General features: G+C 64.4%; 16 protein-coding genes and 1 riboswitch. Of the genes, 15 read left to right on the top strand and 1 reads right to left on the bottom strand.

The window, feature by feature from the left end:
* Positions 1-106 precede the first annotated feature (106 nt).
* The 8 genes from eat to AACG97_RS03165 all read left to right on the top strand — a co-directional run bounded on the left by eat (position 107) and on the right by AACG97_RS03165 (position 7,551).
* Positions 107-1,555, top strand: a complete 1,449-nt coding sequence (gene eat, locus AACG97_RS03200; RefSeq protein WP_009685742.1) for an ethanolamine permease — start codon at positions 107-109, stop codon at positions 1,553-1,555.
* A gap of 46 nt (positions 1,556-1,601) precedes the next feature.
* Positions 1,602-2,996: an ethanolamine ammonia-lyase subunit EutB gene (locus tag AACG97_RS03195; protein ID WP_009685741.1), complete on the top strand. Its 1,395-nt coding sequence runs from the start codon at positions 1,602-1,604 to the stop codon at positions 2,994-2,996.
* Positions 2,997-3,004: 8 nt separating this feature from the next.
* Positions 3,005-3,823: an ethanolamine ammonia-lyase subunit EutC gene (gene eutC / locus AACG97_RS03190; protein ID WP_009685740.1), complete on the top strand. Its 819-nt coding sequence runs from the start codon at positions 3,005-3,007 to the stop codon at positions 3,821-3,823.
* A gap of 108 nt (positions 3,824-3,931) precedes the next feature.
* The gene (locus tag AACG97_RS03185) at positions 3,932-4,390 is read left to right on the top strand and encodes a GNAT family N-acetyltransferase (protein WP_009685739.1); all 459 of its coding nucleotides are present in this window, start codon (positions 3,932-3,934) and stop codon (positions 4,388-4,390) included.
* Positions 4,391-4,579: 189 nt separating this feature from the next.
* Positions 4,580-5,227: a DedA family protein gene (locus tag AACG97_RS03180; RefSeq protein WP_009685738.1), complete on the top strand. Its 648-nt coding sequence runs from the start codon at positions 4,580-4,582 to the stop codon at positions 5,225-5,227.
* 9 nt (positions 5,228-5,236) lie between these two features.
* A complete protein-coding gene (locus AACG97_RS03175; protein WP_047149804.1) occupies positions 5,237-6,052 on the top strand; it encodes a M90 family metallopeptidase in 816 nt (271 codons plus the stop codon).
* Between the two features lie 93 nt (positions 6,053-6,145).
* On the top strand, positions 6,146-6,673 hold the full coding sequence (gene ppa / locus AACG97_RS03170) for an inorganic diphosphatase (RefSeq protein WP_003255365.1): 528 nt from the start codon (positions 6,146-6,148) through the stop codon (positions 6,671-6,673).
* 176 nt (positions 6,674-6,849) lie between these two features.
* Positions 6,850-7,551, top strand: a complete 702-nt coding sequence (locus AACG97_RS03165; protein ID WP_047149803.1) for an XRE family transcriptional regulator — start codon at positions 6,850-6,852, stop codon at positions 7,549-7,551.
* Positions 7,552-7,836: 285 nt separating this feature from the next.
* On the opposite strand, the gene AACG97_RS03160 is transcribed toward AACG97_RS03165, so the two are convergent.
* Positions 7,837-10,014, bottom strand: coding sequence for a TonB-dependent siderophore receptor (locus AACG97_RS03160; protein WP_197886290.1), 2,178 nt, complete (start codon positions 10,012-10,014; stop codon positions 7,837-7,839).
* A 181-nt stretch (positions 10,015-10,195) separates the two neighbouring features.
* Here AACG97_RS03160 and AACG97_RS03155 point away from each other — a divergent pair, with 181 nt between their 5' ends.
* The 7 genes from AACG97_RS03155 (at position 10,196) to dxs (ending at position 17,513) form a co-directional block, all read left to right on the top strand.
* A complete protein-coding gene (locus tag AACG97_RS03155; RefSeq protein WP_054890388.1) occupies positions 10,196-10,888 on the top strand; it encodes a response regulator transcription factor in 693 nt (230 codons plus the stop codon).
* Positions 10,888-12,234 (top strand): HAMP domain-containing sensor histidine kinase, encoded by a 1,347-nt coding sequence (locus AACG97_RS03150; RefSeq protein ID WP_009685731.1) that lies wholly within the window; start codon positions 10,888-10,890, stop codon positions 12,232-12,234. The genes AACG97_RS03155 and AACG97_RS03150 overlap by 1 nt, the downstream gene beginning before the upstream one ends.
* An 81-nt stretch (positions 12,235-12,315) precedes the next feature.
* Positions 12,316-13,218 carry an alpha/beta hydrolase gene (locus tag AACG97_RS03145; protein WP_047149802.1) on the top strand — a complete coding sequence of 301 codons (903 nt, stop codon included), beginning with the start codon at positions 12,316-12,318 and terminating at the stop codon, positions 13,216-13,218.
* Positions 13,219-13,313: 95 nt separating this feature from the next.
* Positions 13,314-13,455: riboswitch (FMN riboswitch) on the top strand.
* Positions 13,456-13,535: 80 nt separating this feature from the next.
* Positions 13,536-14,186, top strand: a complete 651-nt coding sequence (gene ribB / locus AACG97_RS03140) for a 3,4-dihydroxy-2-butanone-4-phosphate synthase (RefSeq protein WP_125855108.1) — start codon at positions 13,536-13,538, stop codon at positions 14,184-14,186.
* 197 nt (positions 14,187-14,383) lie between these two features.
* Positions 14,384-14,626, top strand: coding sequence for an exodeoxyribonuclease VII small subunit (locus AACG97_RS03135; protein WP_009685726.1), 243 nt, complete (start codon positions 14,384-14,386; stop codon positions 14,624-14,626).
* Positions 14,623-15,510 (top strand): (2E,6E)-farnesyl diphosphate synthase, encoded by an 888-nt coding sequence (gene ispA / locus AACG97_RS03130; protein ID WP_009685725.1) that lies wholly within the window; start codon positions 14,623-14,625, stop codon positions 15,508-15,510. Before AACG97_RS03135 ends, ispA begins: the two co-directional genes overlap by 4 nt.
* A 107-nt stretch (positions 15,511-15,617) precedes the next feature.
* On the top strand, positions 15,618-17,513 hold the full coding sequence (dxs, locus tag AACG97_RS03125; RefSeq protein WP_054906293.1) for a 1-deoxy-D-xylulose-5-phosphate synthase: 1,896 nt from the start codon (positions 15,618-15,620) through the stop codon (positions 17,511-17,513).
* The last annotated feature ends 44 nt before the right edge of the window (positions 17,514-17,557 follow it).

Genomic DNA, 17,557 nt, shown 5'->3' with positions numbered 1-17,557 from the left:
GCAGCTTGCAGCTTCAGTCTTGCAGCTCCCTGGCTCGCTTCCTGCAGTACCCATCACCATCGGCGCGGATCCCTTCCGCCCACCAAGAAAAACAACAGGTGAAACTATGCCAAGCGATCAATCCGCGGGCTCGCCGGCAGGCTCTTCCGTCGACTTCGAGAAGGTCGGTTCGGACTATTTCCAGCAACGTGAATTGAAAAAAGGCGCGGCCGGCTGGGTGCTGCTGGTCGGCCTGGGGGTGGCCTATGTCATTTCCGGCGACTACGCCGGCTGGAACTTCGGCCTGGCCCAAGGTGGCTGGGGCGGCATGTTCCTCGCGACCCTGCTGATGGCCACCATGTACTTGTGCATGTGCTTCTCGCTGGCCGAGCTTTCCTCGATGATCCCGACCGCTGGCGGTGGCTACGGCTTTGCCCGCAGCGCCTTCGGCCCCTGGGGCGGTTTCCTTACCGGCACGGCGATCCTCATCGAATACGCGATCGCCCCCGCCGCCATCGCGACCTTCATCGGCGCCTACTGCCAGTCGTTGTTCGGCATTGGCGGCTGGATGATCTACCTGGCGTTCTACGTGGTGTTCATCGGCATCCACATCTTCGGGGTGGGCGAAGCACTGAAGTTGATGTTCATCATCACGGCCATCGCCGCCATTGCCCTGGCGGTGTTCCTGGTGGCCATGGTGCCCCATTTCGATGCAGCCAACCTGTTCGACATCGCCAAAACGGACGCTGTCGGCGCCAGCAGCTTCCTGCCGTTCGGCTATGTCGGGGTATGGGCGGCGATCCCGTATGCCATCTGGTTCTTCCTCGCCGTCGAAGGCGTGCCGCTGGCCGCCGAAGAAACCAAGAACCCCAAGCGTGACCTGCCACGCGGCCTGATCGGCGCCATGCTGGTGCTGCTGGCCTTTGCCCTGCTGATCCTGGTGGTCGGCCCTGGCGGCGCGGGTTCCGAGGCGCTGAAAGCTTCCGGCAACCCCCTGGTCGAAGCATTGGCCAAAGCCTACGGCGGCGCTACCTGGATGGGCAGCTTCGTCAACCTGGTCGGCCTGGCCGGCCTGATCGCCAGCTTCTTCTCGATCATCTACGCCTATTCCCGGCAGATTTTCGCCCTGTCCCGCGCCGGCTACCTGCCGCGCAAGCTGTCGGAAACCAACAAGAGCAAGGCGCCGGTCATGGCCCTGGTCATTCCTGGCATCATCGGTTTTGCGCTGTCGCTGACAGGCCAGGGCGACCTGCTGATCCTGGTCGCGGTATTCGGCGCTACGCTGTCGTACGTGCTGATGATGGCTGCGCATATCACCCTGCGCATCCGCCGGCCGAAGATGGAGCGCCCGTACCGTACCCCTGGCGGCATCTTCACCTCCGGCCTGGCCCTGGTGCTGGCGTGCATCGCCGTGGTCGCCGGTTTCCTGGTGGACCCGCGCGTGGTGATTGGCGCCGCAGTGATCTATGCGGTATTAATTGCCTACTTTGCTTTCTACAGCCGCCACCACCTGGTAGCGGGCACCCCGGAAGAGGAATTCGCCGCGATCCAGCAGGCCGAAGAGGCTCTGCACTGACCGGCGCCACCCGCCGCGGGGCAACCCGCGGCTCTGGAGATTCTGTATGGCAAGTTTCGTACACACGGTCGGCCACCTGGTCTACCGCTTCGACAGCCTCAAGGATGTCATGGCCAAGGCCAGCCCGGCGCGCTCCGGGGACTACCTGGCAGGCGTTGCGGCAAGCAACGACGGCGAGCGCGTAGCCGCGCAGATGGCCTTGGCCAATATCCCGCTGACGCATTTTCTCAACGAAGCCCTGATCCCCTACGAAGCCGACGAGGTCACCCGGCTGATCATCGACAGCCATGATGCCCAGGCATTTGCGCCGGTCAGCCACCTCACCGTCGGCGGCCTGCGTGACTGGTTGCTGAGTGAAGAGGCCAACGAGGACAGCCTGCGCGCCCTGGCGCCAGGGCTGACCCCGGAAATGGCGGCGGCGGTATCGAAGATCATGCGCGTGCAGGACTTGGTGCTGGTGGCGCAAAAAATCCGTGTGGTCACCCGTTTTCGCGGCACCATGGGCCTGCGCGGGCGCCTGTCGACCCGCCTGCAGCCCAACCACCCGACCGACGAGCCGGCCGGCATTGCCGCCAGCATTCTCGACGGCCTGTTGTACGGCAACGGCGATGCCATGATCGGCATCAACCCGGCAACCGACAGCATTGCCTCGATCTGCGCCCTGCTGGAAATGCTCGATGCCATCATCCAGCGCTACGACATACCCACCCAGTCCTGCGTGCTGACCCACGTCACCACCTCCATCGAAGCGATCAACCGCGGCGTGCCGCTGGACCTGGTGTTCCAGTCCATCGCCGGTACCGAAGCGGCCAATGCCGGCTTCGGCATCAACCTGAACGTGCTGCAGGAGGGTTACGAAGCCGGCCTTTCGCTCAAGCGCGGCACCCTGGGGCAGAACCTGATGTACTTCGAAACCGGCCAGGGCAGTGCGCTGTCGGCCAATGCCCACCACGGGGTCGACCAGCAAACCTGCGAAACCCGCGCCTATGCCGTGGCCCGCCACTTCAAGCCGTTCCTGGTCAACACCGTGGTCGGTTTCATTGGCCCGGAGTACCTGTACAACGGCAAGCAGATCATCCGCGCCGGGCTCGAAGACCACTTCTGCGGCAAGTTGCTGGGCGTGCCGATGGGCTGCGACATCTGCTACACCAACCACGCCGAGGCCGACCAGGACGACATGGACACCCTGCTGACCCTGCTGGGTGTCGCCGGGATCAACTTCATCATGGGTATCCCCGGCTCCGACGACATCATGCTCAACTACCAGACCACCTCGTTCCACGACGCGCTCTACGCGCGCCAGACCCTGGGCCTGAAGCCCGGGCCGGAATTCGAGGCATGGCTGGCCCACACCGGCATCTTCACCCAGGCCGATGGCCGGGTGCGCTTCGGTGACAACCTGCCGCCGGCCTTCCGCCAGGCCTTGGCACAGCTTGCATAGGGATCACCATGGACCATCGCACCCCTACCCCTGAAAACCCTTGGCTGGCCCTGCGCACGCTGACCCCGGCGCGTATCGCCCTGGGCCGCAGCGGTACCAGCCTGCCGACCGGGGCGCAACTGGACTTCCAGTTCGCCCATGCCCAGGCCCGTGATGCCGTGCACCTGGCGTTCGACCACGCTGGCCTGGCTACCCAGCTGGCTGAACGCGGCCGGGAAAGCCTGGTGCTGCACAGCGCCGCCAGCGACCGCCACGAATATCTGCAACGGCCCGACCTGGGCCGGCGCCTGAACGAAGCATCGGTCGCCACCCTGCGCCAGCACGCCCAGGCCAACCCAGGCGGGGTCGACCTGGCCATCGTGGTTGCCGATGGCCTATCGGCGCTTGCCGTGCACCGGCATACCTTGCCGTTGCTGAGCCGGTTCGAGGAACAGGCCGCCGCCGACGGCTGGACCAGCGCACCGGTGGTGCTGGTGCAGCAGGGCCGCGTGGCAGTGGCCGATGAGGTGGGTGAACTGCTGGGCGCTCGCATGACAGTAATGCTGATCGGCGAGCGGCCCGGGCTCAGTTCGCCCGACAGCCTGGGGCTGTATTTCACCTATGCGCCAAAGGTCGGCCTGACCGATGCCTACCGCAACTGCATTTCCAACGTGCGCCTGGAGGGCTTGAGTTATGGCATGGCCGCACACCGCCTGCTGTACCTGATGCGTGAAGCCTGCCGGCGCCAGCTGTCGGGGGTGAATCTGAAGGACGAAGCCGAGGTCCATAGCATCGACAGCGAACATGGCCCCGCGCAGCGAGGCAACTTCCTGCTTGGCGAGGGCTGAACACCCTGTCATGCAAAGCGGATTGCGCCGCGGACCGGGCTTGGGGCAGCATGCCCTCGAAGCTGCTGGCAATCCGCTGTTTTCCCTAATGGACTCTGAGGGCCGCACATGCGCATCATCAAGGCAAAACTGGAACACCTCGACCTGTTGACGCCTATGTTCGTCAAATACCGTGAATTCTATGGGCAACTGCCCTACCCCGACAGCTCGCGCAGCTTCCTGGAAAAACGCCTGCAGCGGGACGAATCGGTGATCTACCTGGCGCTCCCCGATGATGACGACAACAAGCTGCTGGGCTTCTGCCAGCTGTACCCGAGCTACTCGTCGCTGTCGCTGAAGCGGGTATGGATCCTCAACGATATCTACGTGGCCGAAGACTCCCGGCGCATGCTGGTAGCCGACCACCTGATGCGCGAAGCGAAGAAAATGGCCAAGGACACCAACGCCGTGCGCATGCGGGTGTCCACAAGCAGCAACAATGACACGGCGCACAAGACCTACGAGTCCATCGGTTTTCGTGAAGATACCGAGTTCAAGAGCTACATTCTGCCCATCAATCAGGATTGACCTGCGTCCGCCCCTGCGCGGGCAAGCCCGCCCAGGGGCGGATACGGCACTACCGCGTGCAGTAACCCCCCGCTACAAACTCCCCGGGCATGATCGTCACTTAGCCGTATAATGGCACGCCTGTCATGTGTGAAAATTTACCCATCCGCCGGTAAACCGAGCCTACGCCCAAGAACACAGGTGCTGTACATGGATTTCAACCCGCTCGACCTTATCCTGCATCTCGATGCCTACCTCGATTTGCTGGTCACCAATTACGGCCCCTGGATCTACGCCATCCTGTTTACCGTGATCTTCTGTGAAACCGGGCTGGTGGTGATGCCCTTCCTGCCGGGCGATTCGTTGCTGTTCATCGCCGGCGCCGTAGCCGCAGGGGGCGGCATGGACCCGGTCTTGCTGGCCGGCCTGCTGATGGCTGCTGCAATCATGGGCGACAGCACCAACTACGTGATCGGGCGCACGGCAGGCGAACGTTTGTTCAACAACCCCAATTCGAAGATCTTCCGTCGCGATTACCTGCAGCGGACCCACGACTTCTACGAGCGCCACGGCGGCAAGACCGTGACCATGGCGCGCTTCCTGCCCATTCTGCGCACCTTCGCCCCGTTCGTGGCCGGTATTGCCCACATGCATTACCCGCGCTTCCTGGGCTTCAGCGTGGCCGGCTCGTTGCTGTGGGTAGGTGGCCTGGTCACCTTGGGCTACTTCTTCGGTAACGTGCCGTTCATCAAGCAACACCTGTCGCTGATGGTGGTGGGCATCATCATCCTGTCGTTGGTACCAATGATCCTCGGCCTGCTGCGTACCCGCCTGGGCCGCGCAGCCAAGGCGCACTGACCGGCCAGCATGTGGTCGTTCCGCGCCTGGCGGCGCAAGCGGGCCTTGGCACGCTATCCGATCACGCCACAGCAATGGCAGGCCGTTCGCGAGAGCCTGCCGATGCTGGACGGCATCACCGACGAAGAAGACCACTGGCTGCGCGAAGCCTGCATCCTGTTCCTGCTCGACAAGCACCTCACGTGCCTGCCGGGCGTTGAACTGGGCGACCAGCAGCGGCTGCTGCTCGCCGCCCAGGCGCAACTGCCACTGCTGCACCTGGGCGAACTGAACTGGTACCAGGGCTTTCACGAAATCGTGCTCTACCCCGACGACTTCAAGAGCCCGCAGCGCCACCGCGATGCCAGTGGCGTGGAGCACGTGTGGGACGGCGAGCACAGTGGCGAGGCCTGGCAGCAGGGCCCGATCATCCTGGCCTGGAACGGCGTACTGGCCAGTGGCGGCTGGGAGGCCTACAACCTGGTCATCCACGAACTGGCGCACAAGCTCGACATGCTCAATGGCGATGCCAACGGCCTGCCGCCGCTGCACAGCGGCATGCCCGTGGCCGAGTGGGCCACCGCCATGCAACAGGCCTACGACGACCTCAACCGCCAGCTCGATGCCAACCCCGACGCCGAATCCGCCATCGACCCCTATGCGGCAGAGAACCCCGCCGAGTTTTTTGCCGTCACCAGCGAATACTTCTTTAGTGCCCCCGACCTGCTCCATCAGGCCTATCCATTGGTCTATCAGCAGTTGGCGCTGTTCTACCGGCAAGACCCGCTGGCGCGCCTGCGCCGGCTTCAGGCCGAGCACCCCGACTACCGCGAAAGCCACGCCTGACGCGGCCGCACATCAGGCCAGGCGTGGCATGCCCCGGCAGAATGTGCCTATAATCGCCGCCACTTTTTTGGTCAAACACGGGGGCACTGCCCAATGAGCTACAGCAAGATTCCGGCGGGCAAAGACCTGCCGAACGACATCTACGTCGCCATCGAGATCCCGGCCAACCACGCGCCGATCAAATACGAGATCGACAAGGACAGCGACACGCTGTTCGTCGACCGCTTCATGGCTACCCCGATGTTCTACCCAGCCAACTACGGCTTCATCCCGAACACCCTGGCGGACGACGGTGATCCACTCGACGTGCTGGTCGTTACCCCGTACCCGGTCGCCCCAGGCTCGGTTATCCGCGCCCGCCCGGTTGGCGTACTGAACATGACCGACGACGGCGGCGGCGACGCCAAGGTCATCGCGGTTCCTCACGACAAGCTGTCGCAGCTGTACGTCGACGTGAAGGAATACACCGACCTGCCAGCCCTGCTGATTCAGCAGATCGAGCACTTCTTTGCCAACTACAAAGACCTCGAGAAGGGCAAGTGGGTCAAGATCGAAGGCTGGGAAGGCGCTGACGCTGCCCGTGCCGCGATCACCAAATCGGTCGCTGCCTACAAGGGCTGATACCGGTTGCAGGAAGAACCCCGCCATGGCGGGGTTTTTTTATGGCCAATCGCTGTACTCGGCGAATACTCCTACACAGCCCTACAGCTGTGCCCTACAACCAGCCACTTTTCATACAAGCCCCGTCAACATCAAGTTGATATCCTTGCTGGCACCGCGCCGCTACACTCGCTGGCATGAAGACCTCCGGTGACCGCCTCAGGGCCCTGCTTCACGAATGCGGCCTTACCCCTTCCGATTTCGCTGCCCAACGCGGCGTCACACCGCAGCACGTCAACAATTGGGTCAAGCGCGGCGTGCCCCTGGCACGGCTGGACGAAATGGCAGACCTGTTCTGTGTGCATCGCCGCTGGCTGCACACGGGCGAAGGGCCCAAGCACCCCAGCCCGATCCTGCGCAACGCCCGGCCGCGAAAGTTGCACACGCCTGCGCCGTCCCCGCTGCTGGTGGACCATGGCCGGCTGGTCAAGGTGCCGTACTACGAACTGCATGACGGCCTGCTCAGCCCAGTCGCCAGCAAACACCTGCGCCTGCCGGCAAAAGCGCTGCAGGGGTTGGGGGTTCGGGCCGACGATGCAATCAGCGTGACGATGCCCGACAGCAACATGCTGCCGCTGATCCCGCAGGAGGCGGTGCTGGTGATCGACGTGAGCATGACCCAGGTGTTCCAGGGCGAAACCTACGCCTTGCTGCACAACGGCGCGCTGCGGGTGAATACCCTCAGCCTCGGCCAACATGGCACGCTGTACCTGCACAGCCAGGACCGGCGCAACTATGCGGTTGAGCGCTATACCCCGGCGCAGCGCCAGGCGCAGGGCCTGGAAGTGCTTGGTTGGGTGTTTCACTGGTCGTATTTTCGCCAGCAGCGGCCCGGTTGAAACACCCTGTGCCATTTTTTGCTGGGCATCCAGAGCGTGCCCTTGTATGCTACGCCGCACATCCAGCCCCGACCGGCGCAAGCCGCAGTCCAGAGGGCTCGGCGACATCTCACACGGGTGTCTGCCATCTCTTCCAGGCCCTTGATGGCCACATAGTTAAGGCGATTGCGGCTTACCATAAATTAGTCGGAAGCGTCCCCGAGAAGCCGGCCACAAGCCGGCTTTTTAATGCCCCCGCATACTCGCCTGCCCGCCCGGGCAGAGCGCTTTCAGCCAGAGCAACCCTCAGAAGTCATAGCGCGCGCCCACCATCATGCTGCGCGACGGCCCATAGAAGTTGAAGGTCGACGTCGAGCCCACGCGCGACAAGTAATCGCGGTCGAACAGGTTGTTGGCGTTGAATGTGGCGGTCAGCTGCGAAGTGACCGGGTACGACAGCATCGCATCCACCGTGGCATACCCTGGCGCATCGATGCGCACGCCACCGTTCTCGGCGTAAAAGTCGCTCATCGCCGAAATACCGCCCCCGATTGCCAGGCCGCTCAACGGGCCTCGGCTGATGGTGTACTTGCTCCACAATGAGGCCTGGTTGCGCGGCATGATGAAGAACGTGGTCTCGGCATCGCCCTTGACGGTTTCGGTTTCCATCCAGGTGTAGCCGGCCAGCAGTTCCCAGTTCGGCGTCAGCTTGCCGCTTACTTCCACTTCCGCGCCCTTGACCCGGGTTTTACCGGCGGCTACCGAGTCGGTGGTCGCCACGCCATCGGCGTCGTACAGGGTGGTAGAACGGTGCTTGTCGGTCAGGCGGAATACCGACAACCGCGTGTTCAGGTCGCCCCCGAAGTAGCTGCTTTTCAAGCCGAATTCATACTGCTCGCCTTCCCGGGGCTTCAACACCCGGCCGCTGCTGTCGGTGGCTGACTGCGGCTTGAACACCTGCGAATAACTGGCGTACAGCGCGTGGGTGTCGGTGAGGTCGTAGACCACGCCGCCGTAGGGGGTGAAGTGGCCGTCGACGCGCTTGCTGTCGTTGGTGCTGGCGCCACTGCCGAGGGTGGTGGTGTAGAAGTCACCGCGGTACCAGCTGAAACGCCCACCGGCGATCAGCGCCAGGCGCTCGACGGGGCGGAAGGTAACCTTGGAGTACAGGCCATATTCCTCTTCCTGCATACCGGTTTCGGTGCTGTAGTTGGGCGACGGCTTGGCAAACTGCTTTGGCGAGTAGGTGTTGACGTTGATGGCGCCCAGGTTGGTCGTGCCATTGAGGTACTCGGTGTCGTAGTTCTTGTAGTCGCTGCCGACCACGAACTCGCTGACCTGGCCGAAGGTCTCGAACGGCTGGCTGTAGCTGGCGTCCAGCGAGTAGGTGTCCTGCGTGAAATCGCGGGCGCTGGCACGCTCGGAATTGCCACCGGTAGTGGCGTTGGTGGCGGTGAAGGCGTACAGGTACTGGGTGTCGCGGTGGGAGCCACGGGCGGCAATACGGCCGTAACCGCCGTTGTCGAAGCGGTGGGTCAGTTCGGCGACCAGGTCGGTGGTCTTGCCGTCGAAGTAGTTCCAGTCGGCCCCGAGGAAGCGTGAATGGCTGAAGTCGGGCACCTCACCCGACAAGGTGGCCGGGTAGCCATTATGCGGGGTGATGTTCTTCACTTCGTGCATCAGGCCGAACGAAACGGCAGTAGCGTCGCTCAGGTCGATGTCCAGGGCACCATAGTAGCTATTGCTGGTGTTGGCGTTGTAGTCGACCTCGCCATTGGTGTCATCACGCGAAGCGATGAAGCGCCCACGCACACGACCCGCATCGTCCAGCGGCCCGCTCAGGTCGAGTTCTTCGTGGTTGGTGTCCCATGTGCCATAGCTGCCTTCGACGTGGCCCTGGAACTCGGCGGTGGGGCGCTTGCGCACCATGTTCACGATGCCGCCCAGCTCGCTGGTGCTGCTGAACAGCCCCGCCGGGCCGCGCATGATTTCGACCCGGTCGAACGCTGCCAACGACGGTACAGTACCGAAGATGCTGGCCATGGGCGCCGGTAGCCCGTCGATATTGAACTCACTGTACTCGTAGCCACGGGCATAGATGGATGAGCGGCCACTGTCGTTGGTCAGGGTCCGCAGGCCGGCGGTGTACTTGGCCAGGTCATCCAGGTGCACGAACTGGCGATCCTTGACGTAATCCTGGGTGTACACCGTAATCGACTGCGGGATGTCCTTGAGCGCCGCCGGGGTCTTGGTGCCCACGGTTGCAGCATCGACACTGTAGCCGCCGGTTTGCTCCGAAGGCAGCATGTCGTACAGGCGGTTGCCCTCGATGGTCAGTGCCGGCAGGTCGAGCGAGTTGCCACCACCGGCCGCCTGCGTCGCTACCGTTTCAGCCAGTGCCGACACCGAAAAGGGCGCCAGCAGCCCTACTACCAGCCAGCCCCGCACCCGTCGCGGGCCCCCCACACTGTTCAAACCGCTCATGACACACCCTCGCCCAATTGATAATAATTCGCAAACGACAGAAATTGCTTTTTGCGGAAGATACCGGAGCGAAAACCGGGGTGCAGCATGATTAACCTTCTTAACACATTGCGGCGTTGCCCTCGCCCCACGGTCAATGGGATGATGGCTAACTGATAGAAATTCTCATTCAAGGCTCAACGTGCCCACCTCACTGCTCCTTGCCGAAGACGACCCACGCCTGCGCCAGGACCTGGAACGCCATTTCCTCAACCGTGGGTTTCAGGTGCTGGCCTGCGCCAATGGCAGCCAGGCCCTGAGTGCCATACGGCAATCACGCTTCGACCTGGTTTTGCTGGACATCATGCTGCCGGGCATCGACGGCCTCAGCCTGCTGGACGAACTGCGCCACCAGCAAGCGGTGCCAGTGATGCTGATGTCGGCGCTGGGGGCCGAACAGGATCGCATCAGTGGCTTTACCCGGGGCGCGGACGATTACCTGCCCAAGCCGTTCAGCCTGGCCGAACTCGACGCCCGGGTCGATGCCCTGCTACGGCGCGTGGCGCTCGACCGCGGGCCGGCGTTGCGGGCCGATGGGGGGGCAGTGATGCTGGACCATGAGCGCCAGGACGCCCTTCACCAGGGCAGGCCTGCCGGGCTGACCGCATCCGAATTCCGCCTGCTGGCCACGCTGCGGGCTCACCCCGGCGAGGCCTTGAGCAAACCTTTCCTCTACCAGACCGTGCTGCACCGCGCCTACACGCGCCTGGACCGTGGCCTGGATGTGCATGTGTGCAACTTGCGCCGCAAGCTGGCCGACATCAGCGCCCAGCACTTGCAGATCCAGGCGGTCAGGGGCCAAGGGTACATCCTGATAGACACGGACCAGCCCTGATGCGGCGGCACCCCCTGCTGTGGAAACTGGCCCTGTTGCAGGTCGGTTTCTGTCTGCTGCTGACCTGGCTGATCTGGACCTGGGGGCTGTCGGTGGAACGCAGTACCTACTTCCTGTCGCCGGCTGACCAGCAATACCTGGCGCGCTACGCGCAACAGGCCGAACACGCCTGGAACCAAGGCGGCGCCACGGGCGCCGAAGCCTGGCGCAGGCAGCTGCAACGTACCGAAGGCACCTGGGCAGCCTTGATCGGCCCCCACCTGCAAAGCCTGGGCACCACGCCACTGAGCGCCGAGGAGGCCAGCCACCTTACCTTCATGCGCAAGCTGAACTGGCCCATGAGCCGGCGCCTGCAGGACGAACTGCCGTACGTCAGCATCGCGTTCCCGCAACACCCCGAAAATGGCCGGCTGGTGATGCAATTACCCGAACGCCTGCTACCCACTGGCCTCACGCCCTGGACCCACCTGATCACCCATGGGGTCGCCCCCACCCTGCTTGCCCTGTTGCTGGGCCTGGCCCTGTACCGCCATCTGGTAGTTCCCCTGAACCGCCTGCGCGACCGGGCCGACGCCTTGCGGGCCGACGACCTAGACAGCCCCGCGCTGCCGTTGCAGGAGCGCCGCGATGAGCTGGGTGAGCTGGCACAAGCCTTCGAGCACATGGCGGTACGCCTGCGCCAGAGCCTGGAGCAACAGCGCCTGCTGCTGCGTACGCTGTCCCACGAGCTGCGTACGCCGTTGGCGCGGCTGCGCATCGCCCATGACAGCGACTTGCCGCCGCCGCAGTTGCGCGAGCGCCTGGACCGCGAAGTCGCCGACATGCAAAAGCTGCTGGAGGACACCCTGGACCTGGCCTGGCTGGACACCGAACAGCCCAGCCTGCCGACCGAGCCGGTGCTGATGGTGGCCGTCTGGGAAGCCTTGTGCCAGGACGTCTGTTTCGAAAGTGGCTGGGCGCCAAGCCGCCTGCCTTGTTCGTTGGGCACCGCGTGCCGGGTGCAGGCCAACCTCGACAGCCTGGCCCAGGCCCTGGAAAACCTGATCCGCAATGCCGTTCGCCACTCGCCCGCCGAAGGCCGGGTCAGCCTGGATGGCTGGCGCGAGGGGGATTACTGGCACCTGCGCCTGAGTGACCAGGGGCCGGGGGTCGCGCACGCCGACCTGGAGCGCATCTTCCAGCCTTACCAGCGGCTGACCGAAAGTGGCGCTGGCTTTGGCCTGGGCCTGGCCATCGCCCGCCGCGCCATCGAACTGCAGGGTGGCCGCTTGTGGGCCAGCAATGGCCACCCTGGCCTGTGCCTGCACATGACCTTGCCGGCGGCCCGGGACTGTTTAGAAAGTTAATGCGCTTTACCCTCAATCAGGACTGATTATCATCTTGCTGTTCCCGCTTTGCGCGCCTGCAAAGCCCTGAAGAGATGCCTGATGAGCAAGTTGACCCTGGCCATGACGATGGCACTGTGCCTGGCACAGCCGCTTGCTGCTCATGTTGCCCTTGCGCAGCCCGACCATGAGCAGAAGATGGACACCTCACTGCTGCAGCGCCATGACCTGGCCTACCGCTTCACTCAGCTCGACCTGGACTCGGCCGACGGCCAGCGGCATTACCGGCTGTGGGTCGGCAAACCGAACCAGCCGGCGCCAGCGGCGGGCTACCCGGTGCTGTGGATGCTCGATGGCAATGCCGCGCTGGGCGCACTGGATGGCCAGCAGCTGGGCCGGCTTGCCGCAGGGCAGGCGCCATTGCTGGTGGCGGTGGGGTACCAGACCGAGCAGCGTATCGACCGTGCCGGGCGCACCCGGGATTACACCCCGGCGGTGCCTGGCCAGGCTGAGCAGCTTGACCCACTGACCGGAGCGCCCAGTGGCGGTGCCGACGTTTTCCTGGACCTGCTGACCGGGCGCATGCGGGCGATGGTGGCAGATGTGGCACCGATCGACCTGCAACGGCAGACATTGTGGGGGCATTCCTATGGCGGGCTGGCCGTTTTGCATGCGCTTTTCACCCGGCCTTGGTCATTCAGCGACTATGCGGCTGCCAGCCCTTCGCTATGGTGGCACGACGGCGCGATCGCGGGTGAGGCGCAGGGGCTCGAGCAGCGCCTGGGAAGCAGCCGGCCGCGGCTGTTGCTGATGCGTGGCAGTGAAGAGCCGGCGAACCCGCGCACGCAGGTGCAAGGCGATGTCGAGCGGCCGGCGCGTGAGCTGGTGGCAAGCCTGGCCAGGGTGCCAGGCTTGCAGGTTCGTTTCGAGCGGTTTGCCGGGTTGGGGCATGGGCCTATGTTGCCGGCTTCGCTGAAGCAGGTGATTGAAGGGATGTCGCGGTAAGCCTGTCAGCACCTTCCACAACGCCCGCCCCACGCTACCGCCAAAGGTCGTAGAACCGCGGCTTGCCAGCGGGGTGGCCACGTGCGGTATGCTGTGGCGGTCTTCAGGGCGGGGTGAAAGTCCCCACCGGCGGTAAATCGAAAGATGAGCCCGCGAGCGCCCCGGCCATGCCGGGGGTCAGCAGATCTGGTGCAACTCCAGAGCCGACGGTCATAGTCCGGATGAAAGAAGGCGTCAGGCGGGGGCCATCCGGGCGCCCCTGCGCACGCATTTTGTTCGCCCCGAGACGTTCATCGATCATTCACGAGGAGCGTTTCATGTCCACCCAGCACCACGCGCACCACCCCAATGTTTCCGCCGCCATCGCCGCCTTCAAGGCTGGGCGCCCTGTCCTGTTGCTGGACGATGACGACCGCGAAGACGAGGCGGACATCATCGCCGCCGCCGAAAACATTACGCTGCAAACCATGGCCATGATGATTCGCGATTGCAGCGGTATCGTCTGCCTGTGCCTGGACGAAGCCACCGTCGATGCGTTGCAGCTGGCGCCCATGGTGCAGAACAACCAGGCCCGCCATGGCACCGGCTTCACCGTCACCATCGAGGCGGCCGAAGGGATCACCACCGGGGTTTCTGCCCAGGACCGCCTCACCACCATTGCTGCGGCACTGCGTTCCAGCGCCGAACAGCGTCATATCGTCAGCCCGGGGCATGTATTCCCGCTGCGTGCCCGCAATGGCGGCGTGCTGACCCGCCGTGGGCATACCGAAGGCTCGGTGGACCTGGCCCGCCTTGCCGGCCTGCGCCCGGCGGCGGTGCTGTGCGAACTGATGAACCCGGACGGGACCATGGCCCGTGGCGAACAGGTGGCGGTGTACGCGCGGCAGTACAATCTGCCGGTGCTGACCATCGAAGAGCTGGCGCGGTACCGGGAAGCGATGGTGGCGCTGGAAGCCGAGCCGGCCTGATAAGCCACTTTGGGGCAATTCGCGGGCACGCCCGCTCCCACAGGTATGGCGCAGCGCTTGAAGGCTGTGATGAACCTGTGGGAGCGGGCGTGCCCGCGAAAGGGCCTGTGAAACCAACCTTACGGCCCCGGAAGTTTGCTCCCCCCGCCCCGCTCTGCTAGTGTCGCGCCGTTCTGAATGCCTCCGAGACAGTCGCCATGGCCCGCAAAAAATCCTCCCTTGATTTCGAGCAATCCCTCGCAGACCTGCAAACACTGGTCGAGCGCCTGGAGAACGGCGAGTTGTCGCTGGAAGAGTCGCTGGCCGCTTTCGAGCAAGGCATCGCGCTGACCCGAGAATGCCAAGGTGCCCTGGCCCAGGCCGAGCAGAAGGTGCAAATTCTTTTGGAGCGTGACGGCGAGCTGGCTGCCCAGCCCTTCGACGCGGAGCCCGAAGCATGATCGGCAGCTACCAGGCCAGTTGCCAGAGGCGGGTGGATGCAGCCCTCGAACCGCTGTTCGTCGCCCCGACCAAAGAACTCGAACGCCTCTATGCCGCCATGCGCTACAGCGTGATGAACGGCGGCAAACGCGTGCGGCCACTGCTGGCCTACGCCGCGTGCGAAGCCCTGGGTGCCCCGGCCGAACAGGCCAACGGCGCGGCCTGTGCGGTGGAGCTGATCCATGCCTACTCGCTGGTGCATGACGACCTGCCTGCCATGGATGACGACGACCTGCGCCGGGGCCAGCCCACCACGCACAAGGCCTTCGACGAAGCCTGCGCCATCCTGGCCGGTGACGGGTTGCAGAGCCTGGCGTTCAGCGCCCTGCTCGATCCGCACCTCAGCCCGCAGGCCGACAGCGTCCGCCTGGCCATGGTCCAGGCCCTGGCCACGGCCGCCGGCCCAGCCGGCATGGTGGGCGGGCAGGCCATCGACCTTGGCTCGGTCGGGCTGAAGCTCGACCAGCGGGCACTGGCATTCATGCACAGGCACAAGACCGGCGCCCTGATCGAAGCCAGCGTGCGCCTGGGTGCACTGGCCAGCGCCCGTGCCGGCCAGCAGCAACTGGACGCCCTGCAAACTTATGCACAGGCCATTGGCCTGGCATTCCAGGTTCAGGACGACATCCTCGACGTGGAAGGCGACACCGCCACCCTGGGTAAACGCCAAGGGGCAGACATCGCGCGTGACAAACCGACCTACCCGGCCCTGCTGGGCCTGGACGCGGCCAAGGCCTATGCGATCGAACTGCGCGACCAGGCGCTGGTCGCACTGGAAGGGTTCGGCGAAAAAGCCGAGCCGCTGCGGGCATTGGCGCGCTATATCGTCGAGCGCCGCAACTAAGCACGGATACCCGCGCCATTGGGGTGTCACAAGCAGTGGTCGAATGGGCACTTTTCCCACAATGGGGTAAACTGCCGCGTCTTCACACACCTATAACGACTCGCCTGATGCCCACGACGTTTCAAGAGATTCCCCGCGAACGCCCGGTCACGCCGTTGCTCGACCGCGCTGACACGCCTGCCGGCCTGCGCCGGCTGGCCGAAGCCGACCTGGAGACCCTGGCCGACGAGTTGCGCCAGGAGCTGCTGTATACCGTGGGGCAGACCGGTGGGCATTTTGGTGCCGGCCTGGGCGTGATCGAACTGACCATCGCCCTGCACTACGTGTTCGATACCCCGGACGACCGGCTGGTGTGGGACGTGGGCCACCAGGCCTACCCGCACAAGATTCTGACCGGGCGCCGTAACCGCATGCTCAGCCTGCGCCAGAAGGACGGTATCGCCGCCTTCCCGCGCCGCAGCGAAAGCGAGTACGACACCTTTGGCGTGGGCCACTCCAGTACCTCGATCAGCGCAGCGCTGGGCATGGCCATTGCCGCCCGCCTGCAGAACAGCGCGCGCAAGTCGATCGCCGTGATCGGTGATGGCGCCCTCACCGCCGGCATGGCCTTCGAGGCGTTGAACCACGCCCAGGAAGTCAATGCCGACATGCTGGTGATCCTCAACGACAACGACATGTCGATTTCGCGCAATGTCGGCGGCCTGTCCAACTACCTGGCCAAGATCCTGTCCAGCCGTACCTACGCCAGCATGCGCGAAGGCAGCAAGAAAGTGCTGTCGCGCCTGCCCGGTGCCTGGGAAATCGCCCGGCGCACCGAAGAGTACGCCAAGGGCATGCTGGTGCCGGGCACACTGTTCGAAGAGCTGGGCTGGAACTACATCGGCCCGATCGACGGCCATGACCTGCCGACCATGATCGCCACCTTGCGCAACATGCGTGACCTGAAGGGCCCGCAGTTCCTGCACGTGGTGACCAAGAAGGGCAAGGGCTTCGCCCCCGCCGAACTCGACCCTATCGGCTACCACGCCATCACCAAGCTGGAGCCCGCCGACAAGCCTGTCGCGCCGAAGAAGCCCAGCGGGCCGAAATACTCCGCGGTGTTCGGCCAGTGGCTGTGCGACATGGCCGCTGCCGACAACCGCCTGGTGGGCATCACCCCGGCGATGAAAGAAGGCTCCGACCTGGTCGATTTCAGCGAGCGCTACCCGCAACGCTACTTCGATGTGGCCATCGCCGAGCAGCACGCCGTCACCCTGGCAGCCGGCATGGCCTGCGAGGGCAGCAAGCCCGTGGTGGCGATCTACTCCACCTTCCTGCAGCGCGCCTACGACCAGCTCATCCACGATGTGGCGGTGCAGAACCTCGATGTGCTGTTCGCCATCGACCGCGCCGGGCTGGTGGGCGAAGACGGGCCGACCCATGCGGGTAGCTACGACCTGTCTTACCTGCGCTGCATCCCGGGCATGCTGGTGATGACCCCCAGCGACGAGAACGAGCTGCGCAAGATGCTCAGCACCGGCCACCTGTACAACGGCCCGGCTGCCGTGCGCTACCCCCGCGGCACCGGCCCGAACGCGCCGATCAGCGGCGACCTAGAGCCGCTGCAAATCGGCAAGGGCGTGGTCCGCCGCCAAGGCCAGACAGTCGCCCTGCTGGTGTTCGGCGTGCAGTTGGCAGAGGCCATGCAGGTTGCCGAGCAGATCAATGCCACCGTGGTCGACATGCGCTTCGTCAAACCTCTGGACGAAGCCCTGGTGCTGGAACTGGCTGGCAGCCATGAGCTGCTGGTCACCGTCGAAGAGAACGCCATCATGGGTGGCGCTGGCGCTGCGGTAGGCGAGTTCCTGGCCAGCCAGGCCGTGGTCAAGCCGCTGCTGCACCTGGGCCTGCCTGATATCTACGTCGAACATGCCAAGCCGGCGCAGATGCTGGCCGAGTGCGGGCTGGATGCGGCCGGGATTGAGGCTTCGGTGAAAGCCCGCATGGCCAAGCTCGGCTTGTAATCCCCGGGGCCGCCTTGCGGCCCTTTCGCGACACAAGGCCGCTC

It is taken from the genome of Pseudomonas sp. Nvir, assembly GCF_963778085.1.
GTDB lineage: Bacteria > Pseudomonadota > Gammaproteobacteria > Pseudomonadales > Pseudomonadaceae > Aquipseudomonas > Aquipseudomonas juntendi.
This window is presented reverse-complemented; position numbering and strand designations above follow the sequence as displayed.

Bases quoted from the DNA above. Each gene is read 5' to 3' on its own strand.
- eat (WP_009685742.1), top strand. From the start codon at position 107: ATGCCAAGCGATCAATCCGCGGGCTCGCCGGCAGGCTCTTCCGTCGAC.
- AACG97_RS03195 (WP_009685741.1), top strand. From the start codon at position 1,602: ATGGCAAGTTTCGTACACACGGTCGGCCACCTGGTCTACCGCTTCGAC.
- eutC (WP_009685740.1), top strand. From the start codon at position 3,005: ATGGACCATCGCACCCCTACCCCTGAAAACCCTTGGCTGGCCCTGCGC.
- AACG97_RS03185 (WP_009685739.1), top strand. From the start codon at position 3,932: ATGCGCATCATCAAGGCAAAACTGGAACACCTCGACCTGTTGACGCCT.
- AACG97_RS03180 (WP_009685738.1), top strand. From the start codon at position 4,580: ATGGATTTCAACCCGCTCGACCTTATCCTGCATCTCGATGCCTACCTC.
- AACG97_RS03175 (WP_047149804.1), top strand. From the start codon at position 5,237: ATGTGGTCGTTCCGCGCCTGGCGGCGCAAGCGGGCCTTGGCACGCTAT.
- ppa (WP_003255365.1), top strand. From the start codon at position 6,146: ATGAGCTACAGCAAGATTCCGGCGGGCAAAGACCTGCCGAACGACATC.
- AACG97_RS03165 (WP_047149803.1), top strand. From the start codon at position 6,850: ATGAAGACCTCCGGTGACCGCCTCAGGGCCCTGCTTCACGAATGCGGC.
- AACG97_RS03160 (WP_197886290.1), bottom strand. From the start codon at position 10,014: ATGAGCGGTTTGAACAGTGTGGGGGGCCCGCGACGGGTGCGGGGCTGG.
- AACG97_RS03150 (WP_009685731.1), top strand. From the start codon at position 10,888: ATGCGGCGGCACCCCCTGCTGTGGAAACTGGCCCTGTTGCAGGTCGGT.
- AACG97_RS03145 (WP_047149802.1), top strand. From the start codon at position 12,316: ATGAGCAAGTTGACCCTGGCCATGACGATGGCACTGTGCCTGGCACAG.
- ribB (WP_125855108.1), top strand. From the start codon at position 13,536: ATGTCCACCCAGCACCACGCGCACCACCCCAATGTTTCCGCCGCCATC.
- AACG97_RS03135 (WP_009685726.1), top strand. From the start codon at position 14,384: ATGGCCCGCAAAAAATCCTCCCTTGATTTCGAGCAATCCCTCGCAGAC.
- ispA (WP_009685725.1), top strand. From the start codon at position 14,623: ATGATCGGCAGCTACCAGGCCAGTTGCCAGAGGCGGGTGGATGCAGCC.
- dxs (WP_054906293.1), top strand. From the start codon at position 15,618: ATGCCCACGACGTTTCAAGAGATTCCCCGCGAACGCCCGGTCACGCCG.